The sequence below is a fragment of the Bradyrhizobium sp. MV1.5 genome, assembly GCF_055807615.1.
This window is the reverse complement of sequence record NZ_JBVVPL010000048.1, coordinates 15,765-38,100: the sequence shown is the minus strand read 5'-3', so window position 1 is coordinate 38,100 and position 22,336 is coordinate 15,765. Positions and strand designations below refer to the sequence as shown.

General features: G+C 64.2%; 14 protein-coding genes. 11 read left to right on the top strand and 3 right to left on the bottom strand.

Going from position 1 to position 22,336, the window contains the following annotated elements:
• Positions 1-25: 25 nt before the first annotated feature.
• The 4 genes from AC0L2J_RS30065 to AC0L2J_RS30050 all read left to right on the top strand — a co-directional run bounded on the left by AC0L2J_RS30065 (position 26) and on the right by AC0L2J_RS30050 (position 4,911).
• Positions 26-826 carry a class I SAM-dependent methyltransferase gene (locus AC0L2J_RS30065; protein ID WP_473395422.1) on the top strand — a complete coding sequence of 267 codons (801 nt, stop codon included), beginning with the start codon at positions 26-28 and terminating at the stop codon, positions 824-826.
• Positions 827-1,117: 291 nt separating this feature from the next.
• Positions 1,118-3,487, top strand: a complete 2,370-nt coding sequence (locus tag AC0L2J_RS30060) for an exopolysaccharide transport family protein (protein ID WP_473395416.1) — start codon at positions 1,118-1,120, stop codon at positions 3,485-3,487.
• A complete protein-coding gene (locus tag AC0L2J_RS30055) occupies positions 3,480-4,286 on the top strand; it encodes a WecB/TagA/CpsF family glycosyltransferase (RefSeq protein ID WP_007615050.1) in 807 nt (268 codons plus the stop codon). The genes AC0L2J_RS30060 and AC0L2J_RS30055 overlap by 8 nt, the downstream gene beginning before the upstream one ends.
• A 283-nt stretch (positions 4,287-4,569) precedes the next feature.
• A complete protein-coding gene (locus tag AC0L2J_RS30050; RefSeq protein WP_473395415.1) occupies positions 4,570-4,911 on the top strand; it encodes a hypothetical protein in 342 nt (113 codons plus the stop codon).
• Here AC0L2J_RS30050 and AC0L2J_RS30045 read toward each other — a convergent pair.
• Entirely contained in the window at positions 4,885-9,000 is a 4,116-nt protein-coding gene (locus AC0L2J_RS30045) for a GAF domain-containing protein (protein ID WP_473395414.1), read from the bottom strand. The two genes, AC0L2J_RS30050 and AC0L2J_RS30045, sit on opposite strands and share 27 nt — an antisense overlap.
• A 285-nt stretch (positions 9,001-9,285) precedes the next feature.
• Between AC0L2J_RS30045 and AC0L2J_RS30040 the strand changes: the two genes are divergently transcribed.
• Genes AC0L2J_RS30040 through AC0L2J_RS30030 form a run of 3 tightly spaced genes read left to right on the top strand, consistent with a single transcriptional unit; the run spans position 9,286 to position 12,528 of the window.
• A complete protein-coding gene (locus AC0L2J_RS30040; RefSeq protein WP_063993998.1) occupies positions 9,286-10,338 on the top strand; it encodes an Ldh family oxidoreductase in 1,053 nt (350 codons plus the stop codon).
• Between the two features lie 21 nt (positions 10,339-10,359).
• Positions 10,360-11,727 (top strand): LLM class flavin-dependent oxidoreductase, encoded by a 1,368-nt coding sequence (locus tag AC0L2J_RS30035; RefSeq protein ID WP_473395413.1) that lies wholly within the window; start codon positions 10,360-10,362, stop codon positions 11,725-11,727.
• 15 nt (positions 11,728-11,742) lie between these two features.
• Positions 11,743-12,528, top strand: coding sequence for a fumarylacetoacetate hydrolase family protein (locus AC0L2J_RS30030; RefSeq protein WP_007615055.1), 786 nt, complete (start codon positions 11,743-11,745; stop codon positions 12,526-12,528).
• Positions 12,529-12,655: 127 nt separating this feature from the next.
• On the opposite strand, the gene AC0L2J_RS30025 is transcribed toward AC0L2J_RS30030, so the two are convergent.
• On the bottom strand, positions 12,656-13,111 hold the full coding sequence (locus tag AC0L2J_RS30025; protein ID WP_027520474.1) for an Lrp/AsnC family transcriptional regulator: 456 nt from the start codon (positions 13,109-13,111) through the stop codon (positions 12,656-12,658).
• A 152-nt stretch (positions 13,112-13,263) separates the two neighbouring features.
• Between AC0L2J_RS30025 and AC0L2J_RS30020 the strand changes: the two genes are divergently transcribed.
• Together AC0L2J_RS30020 and iaaH are read left to right on the top strand one after the other, a co-directional pair.
• Positions 13,264-16,713: an indolepyruvate ferredoxin oxidoreductase family protein gene (locus AC0L2J_RS30020; RefSeq protein ID WP_473395411.1), complete on the top strand. Its 3,450-nt coding sequence runs from the start codon at positions 13,264-13,266 to the stop codon at positions 16,711-16,713.
• 75 nt (positions 16,714-16,788) lie between these two features.
• Positions 16,789-18,213: an indoleacetamide hydrolase gene (iaaH, locus tag AC0L2J_RS30015; RefSeq protein WP_473395410.1), complete on the top strand. Its 1,425-nt coding sequence runs from the start codon at positions 16,789-16,791 to the stop codon at positions 18,211-18,213.
• On the opposite strand, the gene AC0L2J_RS30010 is transcribed toward iaaH, so the two are convergent.
• The gene (locus AC0L2J_RS30010; protein ID WP_473395409.1) at positions 18,208-19,119 is read right to left on the bottom strand and encodes a LysR family transcriptional regulator; all 912 of its coding nucleotides are present in this window, start codon (positions 19,117-19,119) and stop codon (positions 18,208-18,210) included. The genes iaaH and AC0L2J_RS30010 overlap by 6 nt on opposite strands.
• A 275-nt stretch (positions 19,120-19,394) precedes the next feature.
• Here AC0L2J_RS30010 and AC0L2J_RS30005 point away from each other — a divergent pair, with 275 nt between their 5' ends.
• Entirely contained in the window at positions 19,395-20,576 is a 1,182-nt protein-coding gene (locus AC0L2J_RS30005; protein ID WP_473395407.1) for an HlyD family secretion protein, read from the top strand.
• A 117-nt stretch (positions 20,577-20,693) separates the two neighbouring features.
• Positions 20,694-22,313, top strand: coding sequence for an MDR family MFS transporter (locus tag AC0L2J_RS30000; RefSeq protein ID WP_473395406.1), 1,620 nt, complete (start codon positions 20,694-20,696; stop codon positions 22,311-22,313).
• Positions 22,314-22,336 lie beyond the last annotated feature (23 nt).

Here is a 22,336-nt window from a genome sequence, read left to right as displayed (position 1 = left end):
GTCGAACAAGCGCGGTCGGAAAAAAATGAACAAGCCAGCCACGATCGATTTCGCGACAGCCACGGCGGTCCAAATTCCCGCGGCCATTGCACACACTCAGGCGCTGCACGATCTCGTCCCCGGTGAAGCCCGCGACAGCCTGCTCGCCGTCCACGACGTACTGCGTCGCGAACTGCCGCAGGGCCAGCTCGCCACCTACGAAGCCGGAGGCGGCTCGTGCAGCGTCCTGCCACCGGAATTGCTGAGCCGCAGCAAGGTCACCGTCGTCGACATCGACGAAGACCAGGTTCGCAACAACAGCTATGCGGACGAAGCGATCCTCGGCGACGTCCAGACCTACCGCTTCGGGCGCGAGACCTTCGATCTGGTGATCTGCTACAACGTGATCGAACATCTTCCCAACGTCGACGCCGCACTCCTGAATTTCCGCGATGCGCTCAAGCGGGGCGGGATGATCCTGATCGGCGCGCCCAATCCGCGCTCGTTGTCCGGAGTCGTCACCAAATACTCGCCGCACTGGTTCCACGTCTGGTTCTACCGGCACATTCGAGGCATCAAGGATGCCGGCTTGCCGGGCGAGCCGCCGTTCCCGACCTTCTTCCATCCCCTGGTGTCGCTGCCGAGGCTCGAAGCGTTCGCCGCCGCCAATGGCCTCGAGATGATCTACCGCCGTGAGGTCGAGAGCCCGCGCTATCCAGAGATGCGCCGGCGCAAGCTGCTGTTCGCAGCCCTGGTCGACGCCGCTGCCGCCGTGCTCAACGCCGTGCTCCCGCGCGGGACGGACGTCCGCCGCGGCGATTATCACGTCATCCTGCGGAAAAGCTGACGGCCATGGTGCGCGCGCGGCCGATCGCAAGACCGGCGAAGCCTCGCGGCCACGCCGCACGGGGTAACGAACCGTTAATCTCTGAGGGACCGCGCCATCGCACGCGTCACGGCGACGCGTCGAAGAGCGGCATGCGCTTAAACGCTTTGTTTGCCATTTCGGTGAATAGTCCCTCAATGAGTATGGTTAATTTTCCCTGTTGCGTTGAGTGGGCACCTATATGTGAGGTGCGTGGCGTAGAGCGAAGAGTACCCCCTCAGCACGCGGCACTTGGAATGAAAGCTGGGGATCATGCTTGACTATAACCAGCCGATAGATCGGGCCAGACCGGAGGCCCCGCAGCAGCGGCCTCAGGCCGGCTTCAACGTGCTGGAGCTGGTCAATCTGCTCTGGCGGCGGAAGATCGCGATTGCCGTGGCCGCGCTGCTCGGTGCGACGCTTGCCGTCACCGTTGGCAAAAGCCTGACGCCCCGCTACACCGCCACCGCCCAGCTCTATGTCGACCCGCGCGAGCTTCAGCTCGTCGATCGCGAGCTAACGCCCCGCGCGCAGGACGTCTCCGGCATGTCGATGGTGGTCGAGAGCCAGGCGCGCCTGATCACGTCCAACAGCGTGCTGCTCCAGGTGATCCAGCAGGCTGATCTGGACAAGGATCCCGAATTCGGCGGCGGCGCCGATGGCAAAGGCGTGATGTCGTCGCTGCTCGGGCTGATCGGCCTTCAGTCCCACGCGCCCTCCGCCACGGAGAAAAAGGAAGTTCAGCTCGCCGCTCTCGAGGCGCTGAACCGGCACATCACGATCCGCAAGACCGAGAAGAGCTTCATCGTCGACATCGAGGTCTGGTCCACCGATCCGGCGAAAGCGGCGATGCTCGCCAACACGCTGACCAGCGCCTACCTCGCGGAATCCCGCAACTCGCAGGCGTCCGCCGCCCGGCGCGCCACCAACGACCTCTCCGGCCGCCTGAAGGAGCTGCGCGAGCGGCTGCGCAGCGCCGAGACCGTGCTCGCGACCTACAAGGCCCAGAACAATTTCGTCGGCACCCAGGATGCGCTGATCAGCGACCAGCAGCTTTCCGCCAGCAACCAGCGGCTTTCCGCCGCGCGCGCCGCGACGATGGACGCGCAGGCGCGCCTCGACCAGATCGAGGCGAGCCGACGCACGACGGCAGACGCAGGCGCGAACTCCGAGGCGCTGCAATCGCCGACCATCGCGAACCTGCGCGCCCAATATGCCGACGCGCGCAAGAAATATGCGGAGCAGGCCGGCGAGCTCGGCCCGCGTCATCCGGCGCTGCGCCAGACCGAGAAGCAGGTCGAGGATCTCAAGCGCACCATCAACGAAGAGATCGACCGCTTCGCCCAGTCCGCCAAGAACGATTTGACCCGCGCCCGCGACTTTGAAGCCTCGCTCAGCCGGGCGCTGGAGGCGCAGAAGCGGCAGAGTGTCCAGCTCAGCCAGGCCGCCGTGCGCTTGCGCGAGCTCGAGCGTGAAGCCGATGCCAGCCGTGACGTCTATCAATCCTTCCTCAAGCGCTCGCGCGAGACCGAGGAGCAGGAGACGCTGAACACCTCGGCGGCTCGAATCATCGGCGAGGCGACGGTGCCGCAGCGGCGCTCGTTCCCGCCGGCGATGAGCCTGTTCGCCATGATCGGCTTCATCTTCGGCGCAATCGCTGCATCGAGCTGGTTCGTCGTGGCCGAACTGCTGTTCGCTGGTGCGTTCGCACCGGCGCCGGCCCGTCCCAATCGCACTCCGTTGCCGCAAGCTCCGCGAGCTCCAGAGCCTTCGCGGGCGCCTGAGACCGCCCGGCCCCAGCCGGTCTCGCGAGCCCCGGAAGTCGCGGAGGCACTGCCGGAACTTGCCGCCCCGCCGCTGCAACCTTCGATGGTCGAGAAGCCTCTGATCGAAAAGCCGCTGATCGCGCGCCTCCAGGAGGCCGACGTCATCCACACGCTCGGTGCCATTCTCGCCACCGGCGGCGGCATCGACCTCACCCGGCTGGGCTGGCCAACGCTGCGCCCCGGCTTTCCACTGACGACGCTGCTCAACGCCTGGCGCGACATGCGCGCTACGGCGGCCCGGCGCGCCGGCGGCAAGACAATGCCGGTCATCGCGCTCGTCGGTGCCAGCGAGACCACCGGGCGCAGCGTGACCGCGTTGAACTTCGCGCTCGCGGCCGCGCGCGACGGCGCCCGGGTGCTGATAATCGATGCCGACCATCAGGCGCACCCGCTCTCGAACAAGGTCAACCGTCCCGGCAAGAGCGAGCCGAGCAAGGTCGGATGGCTTTCGATCGGCAGCAAGGCCGCACGCGAGATCAAGACACTCAACGGCATCTCGGTATTGCCGGCCGCCGAACGCGACGCAGGCAAGGCCACCGACGCCATCCGCAAGGCCATCGGGCAGGCGCGCTCCGCCGGCGGCTATGACCTCGTGATCCTCGACGGTCCCGCGGCCCCCCTCACGGCCGGGAGCCGTAAGCTGCTCGATGATGCCGACGCGCTGGTGGCGGTGCTGCCGACCAGCCTCGACATCAACGACGGCCTGGAAGAGATATTGAGCACGCTTGGCCGCGCCGAGCGCAAGCTCGTCGGCGTCGTGCTCGACGAACTCACCCCTATGGCCCAAGCTCGCCAACGAGGCAGACAATATGCTTGAGCGCCGCATCAATCTCGATGGCCGGGCCGCAACCGCCGACGTGCCGCGGATCACCATTGGCGGCCTCCGCATGGCTGCGATCGACCTGGAAGCGACCGCAGATTTCATGATCGAGGCGACCGATCCGCGCCATCGCATCGGCCGTCCGCTGCACCTGACCTCGGCCAATGGCGAGGTGCTGGCGCGGTGCTCGACCGAACCGGAGACCGAGCGCCTGTTCCGCGGCGCCGACCTCATCAACGCCGATGGCCAGCCGCTGGTCGCGGCGTCCAGGCTGCAATCCTGGTTTCCGTTGCCCGAGCGCGTCGCCACGACGGACCTGTTTCACGTCGTCGCGCGCAAGGCTGAGGCGGTCGGCCGCACCTTCTATATGTTCGGCGCCAGCGAGGACGAGAACGCCGCTGCGGTCGAGAACGTTCGGAAGATGTATCCAAACCTCAAGATCGTCGGCTACAGCCATGGTTATCTCCGTGGCGATGCGCTGCGCGCGAAGGTCGACGAGATCAACGCGCTAGCGCCGGATTATCTCTGGGTTGCGCTGGGCGTGCCAAACGAGCAGGCGTTCGTCGAGGAATTCACCCCGCATCTCACCAATGTCGGCGTCATCAAGACATCCGGCGGCCTGTTCAACTTTTTGTCGGGCAGCCGCGCCCGCGCGCCGCGATGGATGCAGAAGGTCGGGCTCGAATGGGCCTGGCGCACCTTGCTCGAGCCCCGCCGCCTGTTCTGGCGCTATTTGACCACCAACCCACGCGCGATCTATCTGCTGTTCAGCCGCAACCGGCCCTTCAATCGCTGAGTAGAGAACGACATGACCCCCGCCGGTCATCAGCCCCGACTGCGCCATCTCAACGCCAGCGGCGCCGGTATTGCGCCTTGCGGGTCGGGCTCATAAGCGGCTAAAGAGACTGTCACGGTCGGCGCCGGCAACTTTCCCGGCCGCCGTATGTTTTGTATGGCCGCTGACACAAGCGGCACAATCGGCTCAGCCAGTAGTGCGAGCCAGCTTTTCACAGCGAAGGCCACGATCGAGTCCGCGCATCGGCCTGCTTTCAGGCGCGACCCAAGGGAGCACGGAACGAATGCATCAGGCCGCAAGCCTGCAATTCGAGCGCATGATGGACGAGCTCGTCCTCTGGCATGCCGTGCCGGAGGACGAACGATCGACGGCGCCTGCCTGGTGGTGGGGTCCGGCGATGGCGGTGCTCGACACGCACGAGCCGATGCGACAGGCCTGGTGTTCTGAACTCGGTCTGAGCCAGGACTCGAGCTTTGCCGAAGGCGCGCACGTCCTGCTCGCCCTGTTCGCCAAGCAAACCTCGCCGACCTGGCCGGATGATTTTCCGCGCAAGGTGCAAATCAAGGAAGACGATGTCCGCGAACTGCACCCGCAGCCATCAGACGACAGCGCTTTTCAAGCGTAGCGCCGCGGCCTCGGTGGCGACATGGTCCGGCCCCGGCTGGAGCGGCGGCGCGACGGGCAGCTCCATCGGCCGCAGCAGCTCCGCCATCTCCCGCGCCGGCAGCGGCATGGAGATCAGGAAACCCTGCATCTCGTCGCAGCCATGGGCGCGCAGGAACGCCTCCTGTTCGGCGTTCTCGACGCCTTCCGCAACCACGGTCATGCCGAGCGCCTTGCCCATGCTGATGATCGCCTGCGCGATCGCCTGATCCTCTGCGTCCTGCGGCAAGTCGCGCACGAAAGAGCGGTCGATCTTGATAGTGTCGATCGGAAAATGCTTCATCAGTGACATCGACGAATAACCGGTGCCGAAATCGTCGATCGCCAAGCGAATGCCGCGGCTCTGGATGGCGTCGAGCACCTTGAGCGCGCGCCCGACGTTGCGCATCATCATGCTCTCAGTGACCTCCAACTGGAGCAGCACGGGTGACATGCCGCTGGCGGCCAGCGCCTCATCGACGTCCTGCAACAGATGCTCGTCCACAAACTGCCGCGGTGACAGGTTGACCGCCATCGACACCGGCAAGAGGCCACGGCGCTGCCAGGCCATGGCCTGCGCGCAGGCCTCCTTCACCACCCAGCGGCCGATCGGCACGATCAATCCGGTCTCTTCCGCAAGCGGAATGAACTGCGCCGGCGAGATGCTGCCGAGATCCGGGTGCGTCCAGCGCAGCAGGGCTTCCACGCCCGTGATCTGGCCGGTCTCCATGTCCACCTTGGGCTGGTAGTTCAAAGTGAATTGATCGCGCTCCAGCGCCCGGCGCAGCGCGCTCTCCAGCGACAGCCGCTCGATCGACTGCGTCTTCACTTCCTTGGAGAAGAAGCGGTAGCCGTTCTTGCCGTCTTCCTTGGCGAGATACATCGCCATGTCGGCGTTCTTGGTCAGTGTCTGTGCGTCGGAGCCGTTGGTCGGATACATCGCGATGCCGATCGAGGCCGTGGTGTGGCACTCATGCCCCGCCAGCTCCATCGGCTCGGCAAGCGCCGTCAACAGCTCGTTCGCGATGCGCTGCACGTCATCGATCTCGCCACATTGGTCGAGGATCACCACGAACTCGTCTCCGCCGAGCCGCGCCACCACGTCGCTTGCGCGCAGCGCACCACGCAACCGGTTGGCCACTTCGAGCAGGAGCAGATCGCCGGCCTCGTGGCCCAGCGAATCGTTGATGACCTTGAAACGGTCGAGGTCGATGAACAGCACCGCAAAGCGGCGGTCGTGGCGCTGCGCTTCGTCGATCGCCTCATGCAGCAGCGCGTTGAAGGTCTCGCGGTTCGGCAGGTCGGTCAGACTGTCGTGCGAAGCGAGGTATTCGATCCGCTCGTCGGCCTCGTTTTTCTCGTCGGCCCGGTCGAAATTCTCCATCGCGAAGGAGACGTTGTCGGCGAGGCGCTGCAACAGCTCAACGAACTCGGCCGTGAAGGTGCCCGGCTCGGTGGACATGTAGATCATGACGCCGACGGCCTGATCGTGCGCGACGAGCGGAAATGCCGCGCCCGACCGCGCGCCGTCGTTGCGGACGATGGCATGGAAGGCGCGAACGCGATCGTCGTTGAGATAGTCGTTGCTGATGCAGGGCTGGCGGGTGCGGAACGCCGTGCCGCTCATTCCGCGCCCCTCGGGACGTTCGGGGTCGATTGACAGGCGGACATTGCGCGTGGTGTCAGACGATGGTCCGGCACTGGACACGATCTCCAGCTGGTCGCTGTCGGCCCTCGACAGTGCAATGGTGGTCGAGGTGAATTTTGCGCCATTCGAGGCGGCAAGGCAGACGAGGTCGAACAGTTCGGCGCGCGACTTCGCCCGCATGATCGCCTCGTTGGTGGCGCTCAGCGACGCAAACATCCGCGTCAGGCGTTCCTTCTGCGCCTCGGTGCGGGCCTTCTCCTCGGCACGATCGAAATTGTCGAGGGCGAAAGAGACGTTTTCAGCCAGACGTCCGAGCAGTTCGACCAGATCGGGTGTGAACGTATTCTCTTCTGGTGCGAGGAAAAGCAGGATGCCAATCGGCTCCTGGCCGGCCCTCAGCAGTGGGAAGCTGGCAGCAGCCCGGGTTCCATCCTCGATCGCCTTGGAATGCCAGTGCACCGATCGCGGATCATTCAGATAATCGTTGATGACACTGGCCCGGCGGGTCCGCAGCGATATCCCTATGATCCCCTGGCCCTCAGGATGGTCGGCGGAAACGAGGCAGGTGCGTCCCACCATTCGTTCCTGCAGGCGTCCCTTCACGGCGACCACCCGGACAAGCTCACGTTTGTCGTCCAAAGTGCCGATTGTCGCGGAGGCGAACACCCCACCGAGCACGGCGGCCTGGCACGCGACCTCGAACAGCTCCTCGCGCGTCTTGGCGCGCATGATGGCCTCATTGGTGGCGCTCAGCGCCTCGAACATGCCACTCAGGCGATCACGCTGCTTGTCGGCCCGCGCTTTTTCGTCGGCCCGATCGAAATTCTCCAGCGCGAAGGCGACGTTGGCCTGGAGCTTGCGCAGGAGCTCGACGAACTCGTCCGTGAAAGTGCCGCGCTCGCGCGAGTTGAACAGGAATACGCCCTCGACCCTGTCACCGTTGAACAGCGGCAGCGCGGTTGACGACGCAATACCGTTGCGACGCGCGCTGGCGTGCCAAGGCTCGAGGCGAGTGTCGGCCAGGATGTCGTTGCTGATACAAGGCTGTCGCGTCCGGAACGCAGTGCCGGTCAGCCCGCGTCCCTCCGGAACCTCGTCGCTGACCGGCAACCTGAAGGTTCGTACCTCAGCGGCGTTCGGTCCGAACGATGCGACGATGCGAAGCAGTCCCGCGTCGCGGTCGAGCAATGCGATCGAGGTCGAGGCGAACTTCGCGCCCTGCACCGTGGCTTCGCAAACTAGATCAAACAGTTCGCTGCGGGATCTTGCCCGCAGAATGGCCTCGTTGGTCGCGCTTAGCGCCGCGTACATGCGCGCCAGCCGTTCCTCCTCCAGCGCGATCTGGGCCTTCTCCTTGTCGCGGTCAAAATTCTCGAGCGCAAAGCATACGGTTTCAGTCATGCGCAGCAACAGTGCGACGATGCCTTCGTCTTTCGCCCAGGCTTTGCTCACGAAGAAAAACAGCACGCCGATGCTGGTACCACGCTTGATCAGGGGAGCAGCCACGCAGGCGACGGCGCCGGCATTGACGTTGGCCTGCTCCCAGGTGGTCCCCTTGGTACGATTGACGAGGTCGTCCTCGACGACCGCTTTCTGCGTCCGGAACACCTCGCCGGACATGCCTTTGCCGTAGGGACTCTCCGGATCGATCGAGTAGCGCGACTGTCTGATCAGATCCAGATTTTGTCCGGTCGCTGCCACCGGCGTCAGCCATTCGGAATCCGGCTCGCGCAGCAGAACGAAAGTTGCAAGCGACTTGCCACTGTACACAGCGGCATCGCAGACCCGCTGGTACAGATCCTGCTCGGTGCCCGCGTGAAGGATTGCTTCATTGGTCGCGGTGAGGGCGCCGAACATGCGGTTGAGCCGCCGCACTGCCCGCTCGCCATCCACGCGCGCTGTCTCGCGCGCGAAATTCTCCAGCGCATGTGAGAGATTGCTCGACATCCGCTCGAACAGCGAGACCATCGCCTCGTCGAGCGTGCCTGCCCCCGAGCGGGTCACATACAACACGCCGATACTGCGACCGCCGCAGATCAGGGGAAGCGCCGCGGCTGCGCCGACACCCGCCCCGGCCGCGCCCTCGCGCCACGCGAGCGAGCGCGGATCGTTCAGGTAATCGTTGCTGATGCAGATCCCCTGGCTGCGAAAGGCTTCGCCGCCGACGCCCGATCCCTCCGGCGTGCCGGCCGCCGTGGTGATCTTGATCGCACGCAGCCGCGCAACGTCGTCGCCGCAGCCGGCCGCAAACCGCAGCCGCTGGCCATCCGGCTCCGCCAGGAAGACGGCGACGGCCATGAAGTCCCCACTCGAAAACCCGGCGTCGCAGACCTTCTGGTACAGCTCGTCCGGCGACTTCGCGTAAAGGATCGCTTCGTTGATGTCGCTCAACGCTGCAAGTGTGCGCGCGAGGGTCCTCTGCACGATCTCACTCCCCCGGCATCTCTGCCATTTTATCCCGGATAGCTTATGAGGGCGGATGACCTAAGTGGGGGTTATTGGTTCCCGCAAACCGTCAATCAAAGTGAACGAGCTGCGAACAACCGGCGCGAAATCCCGCTGTACGGGATGGCAGTTTCGACCGACCACGCGTTCTGTTTACGAATTTGCAGCCCTGTATTGGTTTACGGGAGATTGATATCGCAGCCGCGCTTTGAGACCATGGCTCCCAACAAGCAGCCTGTTAAGGGCACCAGCCGGGGAAACGCCATGCCGATCGTCCAGGCCGACCGCCTCACGCGCATCAGCGCCGCGCTGCTTCGTGCCGCCGGAGCTTCCGAGGAAGAGGCCGACGCGGTCGCAGGCGGCTGCGTCAAAGCCAATCTCGCCGGCCACGATTCCCACGGCGTGATCGCCGTACCCACCTACATCGACCGCATCAAGGCCGGCCATATCGTGCCCGGCGCCAAATGGAGCATCGTCCGGGAATCCCCGACGACGACCGTGATCGACGGCCAGTGGGGTTTTGGCTTCCACGTCAACGCCAAGGCGATGGCGCTGACGATCGAGAAAGCGAAGACAGCGAATGTCGCCGCCTGCACCGTGTTCCGGCAAAGCCATGTCGGCCGCCTCGCCGCCTATCCGCTGATGGCGATGCGCGAAGGCATGATCGGGATCGCAACGGCGGATTCCGGCCGCTCGCCGAAGCACGTGGCGCCGTTCGGCGGCAAGGAGGCTCGTCTCGGCACCAATCCGATCTCGATCGCAGTGCCGTCCGATCTCGATGCGCCCTTCTACCTGGACATGGCGACCTCTGCGGTCGCCGCCGGCAAGATCCAGCTCGCCGTCGCCCGCGGTGAGGAGATTCCGAGGGGATGGATCATCGATGCCGAAGGACGGCACACCACCGATCCAACCCAATACCGCAAGGGCGGCGCGCTGCTGCCGCTCGGCGGAACCGAGGGCTACAAGGGCAGCGGCCTCGCCGCAATGGTCGAGGTCCTGTGCGGCCTGCTCACCGGCCTTGGTTTCGGCGTCGAGCCCACGGGCCGGCACAATGACGGCTGCTTCATGGCCGTGTTCAACGTCGCCGCATTTCGCCCGTTGCAAGACTTCAAGCGCGAGGTTGCCGAGTTCGCGCACTATCTCAAATCGACCCCGCCCTCCGAGGGCAGCAAAGGCGTGTTCTATCCCGGAGAGATCGAGGGCGTGCGCGAGCAGCAGCGCCGGCGCGACGGCATCGAGATCGAGGATGCGACGTGGGAAAAACTGCGCGCGCTGGCGCGCGAGTACAGGCTGGATACGGTCCTTGATCTGGCCTGACGCAATTCGGAGAACAGCAGCATGACGCGGCAGATGGTACTGGTCGGCTTCCTTCAGGCCCAGAACTGCACGAATTTGCCGAGTTCATGGCGCCATCCGGACTCGCGCGACGATTCGATGTCGGCGGACTATTATCAGGAGATCGCCAAAATCCTCGAAGCCGGCAAGTTCCACATGGCCTTCTTCGACGACCGGCTGGCGATGCCGGACCGCTACGGCAACGATCACGCCCACACCGTCGAATACGGTATCCGCTGCGTGAAGATGGACCCGCTGATCGTGCTGACAACGATGGGCATGGTTACAGAGAAGCTCGGGTTGGGGGCGACCGGCTCGACGACTTATTTCGAACCTTTCGACATCGCCCGCCGCTTCGCAACGCTCGACCTGATGTCCGGCGGACGCGCCGGGTGGAATGTCGTCACCTCGCTCAACGACGGCGAAGCACACAACATGGGGCGCGACTCTCATCCCGAACATGATGCCCGCTACGACAAGGCCGACGAGTTCATGGAGGTCGTGCTCGGCCATTGGGACACCTGGGAAGATGGCGCGCTCATCCTGGACAAGACGAGCGGCCGCTTCGCCGATCCAGCCAAGGTGAAGCGGCTCGATCACAAGGGCCCATTCTACAAGTCGCGCGGTCCCTTCACCGTGCCGCGCTCGGATCAGGGCCATCCCGTGATCATCCAGGCGGGTGCGTCCGGCCGCGGGCAACGCTTTGCAGGACGATGGGGCGAGGTGATCTTTACCGCCGCACGCAACCTCGCCGCCGCCAAGGAAGGCTATGCGTCCGTGCGTAATGAGGCCGCGAAAGCCGGCCGGGATCCGGAGGCGATGTTCCTCTGCAACCTCACGACACCGGTCTGCGCCGCGACCAAGGCCGAGGCCGAAGACAAGATGGCGCTGGTCAACAAGCTGCCGCTGCAGATCGACGCGCTGTCGCTACTGGCCGAAGCGCTCAATTACGATTTCGCCTCCAAGGATCTCGACGAGCCGCTGACGACGGAAGAGTTGAAGAGCATGCAGGGCATTCTGGGCATCCGCGACGGCGTGCTCAAGAATTCCGGCAAGAGCAATCCGAGCGCGCGCGATTTCGTCACCTTCTCCGGCCGCGGCCAGGTCCAGGATGCGATGGTCGGCGGCCCCAAGGAGATCGCGGACAAGCTCGAAGAAATGTTCGTCGAGCGCGGCTGCGACGGCTTTGTCATCGCCGCGACCTATGTGCCCGGCTCCTATGCCGATTTCGTGCAACATATCGTCCCGGAATTGCAGCGGCGCGGATTGTTCCAGAAGGAATATCGCGGCAAGACACTGCGGGAAAATCTCGGGCTCAAGCGGCCGGCTGCCGGCGACTGGAAAGTGGAGCCGCGCGATGCCGTGGAATAACAACGGAGACACGGCATGCGCTGGCTGAAATTCACCGCCGCGGACAAGATGTCCTGGGGAATCGTCGAGAGTGACCAGGTCATCGCCGTCGATGGCGATCCCTTAGGCGAATGGCAGCGCACCTCGCGCACGCATCCGCTGTCGCAGGTTAGAATCGAGCTGCCGCTGATTCCGCGCACCTTCTACTGCGTCGGCCTGAACTATCTGAAGCACCTGAAGGAGGCCGCCGACAAGCGCGGCGAGGTGCCAGCGGTGCCGGACAGACCCGAGATCGGCTATCGCGCCCAGAATGCGCTGATCGCACATGACGAGGAGGTCGTGATCCCGTCCTTTGCGACGGACAAGATCCACTACGAAGGCGAACTCGTCGTCGTCATCGGCAAGAAGGTCAAGCATCTCACCAAACAGAATGCCATGGATTGCGTGTTCGGCTACACCATCGGCAACGACGTCAGCGAACGCAGCTGGCAGAAGGCCGACCGCAGCCTGTGGCGCTCGAAGAACGCCGACACGTTCAAGCCGATGGGCCCGTGGATCGAGACCGAAGCCGACCTCGACAAGATGGAAACGATCGTCCGGGTCAACGGCAAGGAGACCAACCGCTTCCACACCAACGACATGATCTTTGGCGTGGTGCCCTTCCTGGTCGAGCTGACCAAATACTTTACGCTATGGCCGGGCGATGTGATCTGGATGGGCACGGACGGAGCCTCGCCTGACATCAAGCACGGCGACGTCGTGGAGATCGACATCACCGGTATCGGGACGCTGCGGAACAGGTTCGTGCGGGAAGAGCGGTAATCCTCATCCCGAGGAGCTTGCGAAGCAAGCGTCTCAAAGGATGAAGGCCCGGTTGTGGCCTCCCCCTTCAAGACGGCCGCTACTCGGCCTCCTCAGGGTGAGGCGGCAGATTTGAACACGTCGCAGCTCAAAACGGCAGGGCCACGCCCGTCTTGATCTCTTTCAGCACGACATTGCTTCTCACATAACGAATGCCGGGAATGCGGAACATGAAGTCGTCGAGGAATCTGTTGTAGGCCGCCATGTCCTGCACGACGACGCGCAAATGGTAATCGGCATCGCCCGTGGTCGCAAAGCACTCCAGCACCTCACGCCGCGTGGTCACCCGCGCGACGAACTCGTCGACGAATTTTGCGTCGTGCCGTTCCAGCGAAACATGGAGGATCGCGGACATCGCAAAGCCGGCCTGCTCGCGCGCGACCAGGGCCGCATAGCCCCGGATGGCACCGCTCTCCTCCAGCGCGCGCACCCGGCGCCAGCATGCCGAGGTGGACATGCCGACCGCGTCGGCGAGCTGCTGGTTGGTGGCGCGGCCGTCCTTCTGAAGGAAGGCGAGAATCCGCGCATCCTGGTCTTCGATCATGGAAACCACCAAAATGGATTATTCAACCTGAATATATATTAGATCGGATAATTCTACCATAATTGGCGCAATGTTCGGAAAGATAGGTAAGACCTACCAATCGCCCAGGCCTACCCTTCTCCCATCCGGCAAGGATGCCGCGGGAGGTCCGCATGGACGCCAAATCGTCACTCGACGCCTATGAGCTTTCCGACCGCTACGATCGCCAAGAAGGCCGCGTTTTCCTCACGGGCACGCAGGCCATCGTTCGCATCGCGCTCGACCAGGTGCGGCGCGACCGTGCCGCCGGACTGAACACGGCGGGCTTCATCTCGGGCTATCGCGGCTCGCCGCTCGGCGGCATCGACCTCGAACTGTGGCGCATCCAGGAGCGACTGAAGCGGGACCGCATTGAATTCATCCCCGCAGTGAACGAAGACCTTGCCGCAACCGCCGTGCTCGGCTCGCAACAGGTCGAGACGCAGGCTGACCGCGAGGTCGATGGCGTGTTCGGGCTCTGGTACGGCAAGGGCCCCGGCGTCGATCGCTCCGGCGATGCGCTGAAACACGGCAACGCCTACGGCTCCTCGCCGCATGGCGGCGTTCTGGTGGTTGCCGGCGACGACCATGGCTGCGTCTCGTCCTCGATGCCGCACCAGTCCGACGTCGCCTTCATGAGCTGGTTCATGCCGACACTCCACCCCGCAAGCGTCAGCGAGTACCTCGAATTCGGTGAATATGGCTACGCTCTGAGCCGCTTCACCGGCATGTGGGTCGGCTTCAAGGCGATCTCGGAGATCGTGGAATCCGGCGCCTCCGTCGCGCTGCGCCCGCCGCGCGTCTTCCACACGCCGGACTTCGCGCCGCCGCCAGGCGGCCTGCACTATCGCTGGCCCGATCTGCCGGGCCCACAGATCGAAGAGCGGTTGGAGGCGAAGAAGCATGCGGTCTATGCCTTCGCAAAGGCCAATCCGATCGATCGTCACATCTACGACATCCCGGGCGCCACCTACGGCATCGTCACCACAGGCAAGGCACATCTCGATCTGATGGAAGCACTGCGGCTGATGGGTCTTGACGAAGCGGCCTGCCGCAGCATCGGCATCGACATCTACAAGGTCGGCATGGTCTGGCCGCTGGCGCTGCATGACGCGATGGCGTTCGTGAAGGGCAAGCGCGAGATCCTCGTGGTCGAGGAGAAGCGCGGCATCATCGAAAGCCAGTTCAAGGAATATTTTTACGATTATCCGGGCGAAAAGCCCGAGCGCATGGTCGGCAAGCACGACGAGACCGGCGCACGGCTGATCTCCTGGATCGGGGAATTGTCGCCGCGTGCGCTCGCCGGGGTACTCGCACGCCGGCTCGATCCGATGTTCCCAGGCCTTAATCTCGCCGCACGCGCAGCCGGTTTGATGCCCGAGGCCGCGCGCACGATCAACGTCTCTGGTGCAACGCGCACGCCCTATTTCTGTTCGGGATGCCCGCACAACACATCGACGAAAGTGCCGGAGGGATCGAAGGCGCTGGCCGGCATCGGCTGCCATTTCATGGCGAGCTGGATGGACCGCGAGACATCGTCCCTGATCCAGATGGGCGGCGAAGGCGTGAACTGGGCCGCCTCGTCACGCTTCACCGGCAACAAGCACGTCTTCCAGAATCTCGGCGAAGGCACCTATTATCATTCGGGTTCGATGGCGATCCGGCAGGCGATCGCGGCCAAAGCCAACATCACCTACAAAATTCTGTTCAACGATGCCGTCGCGATGACCGGCGGCCAACCCGTCGACGGTCCGATCAGCGTCCACGCTATCGCGCACAGCGTCCGCGCCGAGGGCGTTGCGCGCATCGCGCTGGTGTCGGACGATCCGGCGCAATTTTCGCCAGGCGACCTGCCGGTCGGCGTGTCCATCCATCCGCGCGAAGAGATGGACAGCGTGCAACGCGAGCTGCGCAAAGTTCCCGGCGTCTCCGTGCTGATCTATCAGCAGACCTGCGCGACGGAGAAACGGCGGCGCCGCAAGCGTGGACAGATGGCCGACCCCAAACGCTTCGCCTATATCAACGATCTCGTCTGCGAGGGCTGCGGCGACTGCTCGGTCGAATCCAACTGCCTCAGTGTCGAGCCCAAGGAGACGCCCTTTGGCCGGAAGCGCCGGATCAACCTCTCATCCTGCAACAAGGACTTCTCCTGCCTCAACGGGTTCTGCCCGAGCTTCGTCACCATCGAGGGCGCGACGCGCCGGAAGAAGGGCGCGAGCCGGATCGACGCGGTCGGCCACGCGGCCACGCTTCCCTTGCCCGCGCCCGCAACGCTCGACCGTCCCTATGATCTGCTCATCACGGGCGTCGGCGGCACCGGCGTGATCACGGTCGGCGCGCTGATTGGCATGGCGGCGCACATCGAACGAAACGGTGTCTCGGTGCTGGATTTTACCGGCTTTGCGCAAAAATTCGGGCCGGTGCTGAGCTACATCCGGTTGGCCGCATCCCCCGATGCCTTGCACCAGGTCCGTATCGACCAGGGCGCGGCCGATGCGCTGATCGGCTGCGACCTCGTCGTCAGCTCCTCGCCGAAGGCGTCCGGCACCTATCGGAAAGGCACGCGCGCCGCGGTCAACACCGCAGAGATGCCGACCGGCGACGTCGTCCGCTTCCGCGATGCAGATCTCGCCTCACCCGCCCGCCTGCGCGCGATCGGCCAGGTGATCGGCGACGGCAATCTCGACACCATCAACGCCAATGCGCTGGCCGAGCGCCTGCTCGGCGATGCCGTCTATGCCAACATCGTCATGCTGGGCTTTGCCTGGCAGCACGGGCTGCTGCCGGTCTCGCTGTCGGCGCTGTTGCGCGCGATCGAGCTCAACGGTGTCGCGGTTGGCAGCAACAAGCAGGCTTTTGCCTGGGGCCGGATTGCGGCCGCCGATCCCGACTTCTTGCCGAAGGTGGACGGAGCGCCGAAGGCCGAGACCCTCGACCAGCTGATCGACCGCCGCGCCGACTTCCTCACGGCCTATCAGAACGATGCCTATGCAGCGCGCTATCGAGCGCTCGTTGCAAATGTTCGCAATGCCGAAGCCAAACTGAATAGCGAGGCGTTGACCGAGGCGGTCGCGCGCGCGCTGTTCAAGCTGATGGCTTACAAGGACGAGTACGAGGTGGCGCGGCTGCACATGCAGGGTGGGTTCCTCGACGAGTTGAAAGACGAATTCGAAGGCGACTTCAGCATCCAATATCACCTTGCCCCTCCGTTCCTGCCGTCGAAGCGCGACGCCCGCGGCCGTCCGCGCAAACGCAGCTTCGGGCAGTGGATCCAGATGCCGCTTGCGCTGCTGGCGCGATTGAAGGGATTGCGCGGGACGCCGTTCGATCCGTTCGGCTACACGGCGGAACGGCGCGCCGAGCGGGAACTGATCACCTGGTACGACGGCGTCATCAAACGGCTGCTCGGCGGGCTCGACGCGGCGCATCTGCCAAGTCTGGTCGCCATTGCAAAAGCGCCGATGAATATCCGGGGCTACGGGCCGGTTAAGGACGCCGCGATCGGGAAGGTGAAGGCGGAGGTCGAACGGCTGTTCGCCGAGCTCGATGCGCCATCACCTGCAAAGATGTGCGCCTACGGTTGACGGGGCGCCGACGAGGCCTCAGCCTCTGGAGCCGAGGCGCGCCCTGATGGCGCTCCTGCAACCGGGTGACGCCTCATGGATTTCGACCAGTTGACCCTGACCCAGGCTGTGGCCGACCTCCGCGCCGGAAAAATCACGAGCACCGCGCTCACGACGGAAGCTCTCGCTCGCGCCGAGGCCAATGCCGATCTGAATGCCTTCATCGCCCTGGACGAGGCCGGTGCCCTGAAGGCTGCGGCCGCATTCGACGCGGCCGACAACAAGGACAAGCTGCTCGGCGGCGTTCCTATCGTGATCAAGGACAATATTGAGGTCGCGGGGCTCCCCTGCAGCGCAGGAACGCCAGCGCTGCAACATTACGTTCCGAAGGCGGACGCGCCGGTGGTCGCAAAGCTGCGCGCGGCGGGCGCGGTCATCATCGGCAAGACCAGCATGCACGAGCTCGCCTTCGGCATCTCCGGCTACAACACCGCGTTCAAGACCGGCGCGGAATTCGGCGTGCGCAACGCCTATGACCGCGCCTTGATCGCGGGCGGCTCCTCCTCCGGAACGGGCGCGGCGATTGGCGCGCGGATCGTCGCGGGCGGGCTCGGCACCGACACTGGCGGATCGGTCAGGGTCCCCGCCGCACTGAACGGATGCGCGTCGCTGCGCCCGACGGCCGGACGCTATCCGCAAGCCGGCATCGCGCCGATCTCGCACACCCGCGACACCGCGGGGCCCATGGCAGCGACCATGGCGGATGTCGAGCTGCTCGACCGCGTCATTGCGGGTGCCGAAGCCGTTCAGGCAGCCGATCTGAAGCACATGCGGATTGGCATCGTGCGGTCGATGCTGATCAATCTCGATACCGACACCGAGACCGCCTTCCAGGCGGCGGTCGCGAAACTGAAGGCGCAGGGCGTCACGGTGGTCGAGATCGAAATGCCGCAATTGGCCGAACTCAACGGCCAGGTCGGCTTTCCCGTCGCGCTGTACGAGGCCTATGACGACATGGTGGCCTATCTCGCTCACACCGGCACCGGCATCACCATCGACGCACTGGCGCGGGAGATCGCTAGCCCCGACGTCAAGGGCACCTATGACGGCCTCGTGATCCCCCGCAAGCTGCCTGGTCCAGACAATACGCTGGTCGATGCCGAGCCGATCTATGACGCTGCCATCAGGTCCGCGCGTCCCGCCCTGCAGGCGCTCTACAACAGGACTTTCGCCGACAACCGGCTCGATGCCATCGCCTTCCCGACCACGCCGCGCGTGGCGATTGCTTCCAATCCCGACTCCAGCAGCCTGGATAATTTCGGCCTGTTCATCCAGAACACCGATCCCGGCAGCAATGCCGGCATTCCCGGCATCCAGATTCCGATCACGCTCGGCGCCACCAGCAAATTGCCTGTCGGCCTCGAGCTGGACGGCCCGGCCGGAAGCGATCGCCGGCTGCTTGCGATCGGCTTGGCGCTCGACGCCGTGTTCGGGCGATTGCCGCCGCCGCGTCCGTCATGAATACGGATTGATCAGCTTCTGCTGTTCGGCGCTGTACTCCACCAGCATGTCGATGAAGGTCCTGACCTTGGCCGACAGATGATGGCGGTGTGGATAGACGGCGTTCATCGACATCTCGACTGGACGATATTCGGGCAAGAGGCGCACCAGCCGACCGGCCTCGAGATCGTTGCGGATCAGAAATTCGGCCATCAGGCAGACGGCAGCGCCTTCCAGCGCCACCTTTCGCAAGGCCTCACCGCTGTTGGTGATGAGGCTACCGGAGATGCGCACCGATGCCGGTGCGCCCTTGCGATCGAAGAAGCGCCAATCGTCGCCGAACGGATAATTCAAATGGCGCCCGCAATTGTGTGTGGTGAGCTCACCGAGCTTCTGCACGCGACCGTGCTTGTCGAGATAGTTGTGCGAGCAGCACAGCACGTGACGCCAGGTGGCAAGGCTGCGGACGATCAGGCTCGAATCCGGTGGCGAGGTCATGCGCAGAGCAACGTCATAGCCTTCTTCGATGAGGTCGATGTCGGCCTCGCCCATGCGCAGATCGATCTTGAGCTCCGGATAGGCCGACAGAAGTTTCGCCACCACCGGCGCGACGAATGGCACCATGTGCGTGGCGACGTGGATTCGTAGCGTGCCACGCGGCACCGACTGCAATTCGCTCGCGATATCGTCGGCCTGTTTGAGCTCGGCAAGTATCTGGACGCAGCGGTCGTAATAGGCCTTGCCGATGTCGGTGAGGCTGACCTTGCGCGTGGTGCGCTGAAGCAGCCTCACCCCGAGCCGGTCTTCCAGCGCCTGGACGTGATTACTCACCATGGTGGTCGACATGTTGAGCTTGCGGGCTGCTGCAGAGAAGCCGCCGGTCTCGACCACCCGGCTGAAGACTTCGAGACTGGTCAATCGGTCCATGCCGACTGATTATCCGCTCTTGATCGACAATCGCAAGGATTTCCCTCGGATTATCCATCAGATCATCTGGTCCGTGCATGGCGGATGGGTTAGCCGCAATTCCTCGACAGACGCGGCAATTGCTCTGGGGCAGCCGGACCTCCGGCTCCTTAAACCCTAGGCGAAGGCGAGATGGCCGGACCATCCACTCCCAACGGATAATCCTTCCGGTATTTCGCCGATTATCGATCGAGCGAAGAAGACCGATAGTCTCAGCCAGCCGATAGGAGACTGCCATGTCCGAGATGCCCCGCACCGAAAACTTCCAGCAAGCGACTGAGATAACTCAAGCTTCCCTCACGGCGCCGGTGCGTGGTCAGGCTCGGAATATGGTCCGGCGGGCGGCGTTGGTACTCGCGTTCCTCGCGGGCACGGCAGCGATTGTCCATTACGGACACGACTACTGGGTCAACGGCCGTTATCTCGAGACAACGGACGACGCCTATGTGAAGGCCGACTCTACGATCGTGGCGCCAAAAGTCTCGGGCTACATCGCCAAGGTGCTGGTCAGCGACAACGAAAAGGTCAAAGCGGGCCAGGTGCTGGCGAAGATCGACGACCGCGACTTCAAGGCGGCGCTCGACCAGGCCCGCGCCGATGTCGCTGCGGCGGAAGCATCGGTGCGCAACCTCGACGCCCAGCTCGAACTCCAGCAGCCGATCATCGAGCAGAGCACGGCCGATGTCGCTGCTGCGGACGCGAATCTGAAATTTGCGCAGGAGGAGCGCGCCCGCTACGACGATTTGATGAAGTCGGGCTCCGGCACGATTCAGCGCGCACAACAGACTGACGCTGCGTTGCGCGCCAGCAACGCGCAGCTGCAACATGCCAGGTCGGGCCTCGTGGCCGCGCAACGCAAGGTCGACGTGCTCACCACCCAGCGCGCGCAGGCTACAGCCCAGCTCGAACACGCGCGCGCGGTCGCGGAGCAGGCGACCCTGAATCTCTCCTACACCGAGATCACCGCGCCGGTCGACGGCACGGTCGGCGCCCGCTCACTGCGCGTGGGACAGTTCGTGCAGGCCGGCACGCAATTGATGGCAGTGGTGCCGCTCGATGCGGTCTATGTCGTGGCGAATTTCAAGGAGACGCAGCTCACCCATGTCCGCACCGGCCAGCCGGTCGAGCTGCACGTCGACAGCTTCCATAACCGGACCCTGCGCGGCCACGTCGATAGCCTGTCGCCGGCGAGCGGGCTCGAATTCGCACTGCTGCCGCCCGACAACGCCACCGGCAATTTCACCAAGATCGTGCAACGGGTGCCGGTGAAGATCGTGCTCGACGACCGCAGCCTGACCGGCCTGCTGCGCCCCGGCATGTCCGCGGTGCCGACCGTCGACACCAAACAGGCCGTCATGGCCGAGCGCGAGACGGCAAAGCATCTCGCCGACAACGCGGCCCGTCCTAACGGCGGCTGAAGCCGGGAGGGTTCCGTGGGATTTTCAAATCCTGCCGGATGATCCTTCCTGCGCTTCTCCGATTATCGAAACCAACTGCCTGATCCATCCTGTCTCCGTAACCGAGACGAGGCTTCCATGAGCACGCTCCAAACGACCGTCAACGCCGCCTCCGCCGCCAATATCCCCGCTTCAGTCGCGGCCCCCACAACGCCTGCCGTGTCGACCAAGACCTGGATTGCCGTGATCGGCGCGACGCTTGGCGCCTTCATGGCGGTGCTGAACATTCAGATCGTCAATGCGTCGCTCGCCGATATCCAGGGCGCGATCGGCGCCGGCATCGATGACGGCGGCTGGATCTCGACCTCCTATCTGATCGCGGAGATCGTGGTGATCCCGCTCTCGGGCTGGTTGGCGCAGGTGTTCTCGATCCGCGTCTATCTCCTCACCAACGCGGTCCTGTTTTTGGTCCTGTCGGCCGCCTGTGCGCTGGCGCAGGACCTGCCGCAGATGATCGTGCTGCGGGCAGTGCAAGGTTTTACCGGCGGCGTGCTGATTCCGATGGCGTTCACGCTCATCATCACATTGCTGCCGCGCGGAAAGCAGCCGGTCGGCCTTGCGCTGTTCGCGCTGTCGGCGACGTTCGCGCCCGCGATCGGCCCGACCATCGGCGGCTATCTCACCGAGAATTTCGGCTGGCAGTACATCTTCTACGTCAACCTCGTGCCCGGCGCGATCATGGTCGGCATGCTCTGGTACGCACTGGACGCAAAGCCCATGAAGCTGTCGCTGCTGCGCGACGGTGACTGGGCCGGCATCATCACCATGGCGATCGGACTGTCGGCACTGCAGACCGTGCTCGAGGAAGGCAACAAGGACGACTGGTTCGGCTCGCCCTTCATCGTCAAGCTGTCTGTCATCGCGGCCGTGGCGCTGACCGCCTTCCTGATCATCGAGCTGACCGTGAAGAAGCCACTCCTGAATCTGCGTCTGCTGGTCCGCCGCAATTTCGGCTTCGGCATGCTCGCGAATTTCCTGCTGGGAATCGCGCTCTACGGCTCGGTGTTCATCCTGCCGCAATATCTGGCCCGCATCCAGGGCTACAATGCCGAGCAGATCGGCATGGTGCTGGCATGGACCGGCCTGCCGCAGCTCCTGCTGATCCCCATGGTGCCGCGGCTGATGCAGAAGCTCGATGCGCGGCTCATCATCGGCGTCGGCTTCGTCCTGTTCGCGGCCTCCAACTTCATGAACATCACCATGACCAGCAACTATGCCGCCGATCAATTGCTCTGGCCCAACGTGGTTCGTGCGATCGGCCAGGCGCTGGTGATGGCACCGCTATCTGCGGTGGCGACCGCGGGCATCGAGCCGGAGAACGCGGGCTCAGCCTCCGGCCTCTTCAACATGATGCGCAATCTCGGCGGTGCCGTCGGGATCGCGTTGTTACAGACCTTGCTGACCAAGCGCGAGCAGTATCACTCAAACGTTCTGATGCAGTCGGTCTCGCTGTTCGAGCAGGCGACGCGGACACGGCTGGAACAGCTCACCCAATACTTCGTCAATCACGGCATTCTCGACCGGACGGATGCATCGCATCGCGCCTATGTCGCGATCGGCCACATCGTGCAGAAGCAGGCCTATATCCTTGCCTTCAGCGACACCTTCTATCTGCTCGGCGTGGCACTGATCGTCGCGCTGTTCGCCACCCTCTTCCTGAAGAAGGCCGGCCACGCCTCGGCCGGCGGCGCCCACTGACGTCAACCCAGCAAGCAAGGAGA

Bases quoted from the DNA above. Each gene is read 5' to 3' on its own strand.
- AC0L2J_RS30065 (WP_473395422.1), top strand. From the start codon at position 26: ATGAACAAGCCAGCCACGATCGATTTCGCGACAGCCACGGCGGTCCAA.
- AC0L2J_RS30060 (WP_473395416.1), top strand. From the start codon at position 1,118: ATGCTTGACTATAACCAGCCGATAGATCGGGCCAGACCGGAGGCCCCG.
- AC0L2J_RS30055 (WP_007615050.1), top strand. From the start codon at position 3,480: ATGCTTGAGCGCCGCATCAATCTCGATGGCCGGGCCGCAACCGCCGAC.
- AC0L2J_RS30050 (WP_473395415.1), top strand. From the start codon at position 4,570: ATGCATCAGGCCGCAAGCCTGCAATTCGAGCGCATGATGGACGAGCTC.
- AC0L2J_RS30040 (WP_063993998.1), top strand. From the start codon at position 9,286: ATGCCGATCGTCCAGGCCGACCGCCTCACGCGCATCAGCGCCGCGCTG.
- AC0L2J_RS30035 (WP_473395413.1), top strand. From the start codon at position 10,360: ATGACGCGGCAGATGGTACTGGTCGGCTTCCTTCAGGCCCAGAACTGC.
- AC0L2J_RS30030 (WP_007615055.1), top strand. From the start codon at position 11,743: ATGCGCTGGCTGAAATTCACCGCCGCGGACAAGATGTCCTGGGGAATC.
- AC0L2J_RS30025 (WP_027520474.1), bottom strand. From the start codon at position 13,111: ATGATCGAAGACCAGGATGCGCGGATTCTCGCCTTCCTTCAGAAGGAC.
- AC0L2J_RS30020 (WP_473395411.1), top strand. From the start codon at position 13,264: ATGGACGCCAAATCGTCACTCGACGCCTATGAGCTTTCCGACCGCTAC.
- iaaH (WP_473395410.1), top strand. From the start codon at position 16,789: ATGGATTTCGACCAGTTGACCCTGACCCAGGCTGTGGCCGACCTCCGC.
- AC0L2J_RS30010 (WP_473395409.1), bottom strand. From the start codon at position 19,119: ATGGACCGATTGACCAGTCTCGAAGTCTTCAGCCGGGTGGTCGAGACC.
- AC0L2J_RS30005 (WP_473395407.1), top strand. From the start codon at position 19,395: ATGTCCGAGATGCCCCGCACCGAAAACTTCCAGCAAGCGACTGAGATA.
- AC0L2J_RS30000 (WP_473395406.1), top strand. From the start codon at position 20,694: ATGAGCACGCTCCAAACGACCGTCAACGCCGCCTCCGCCGCCAATATC.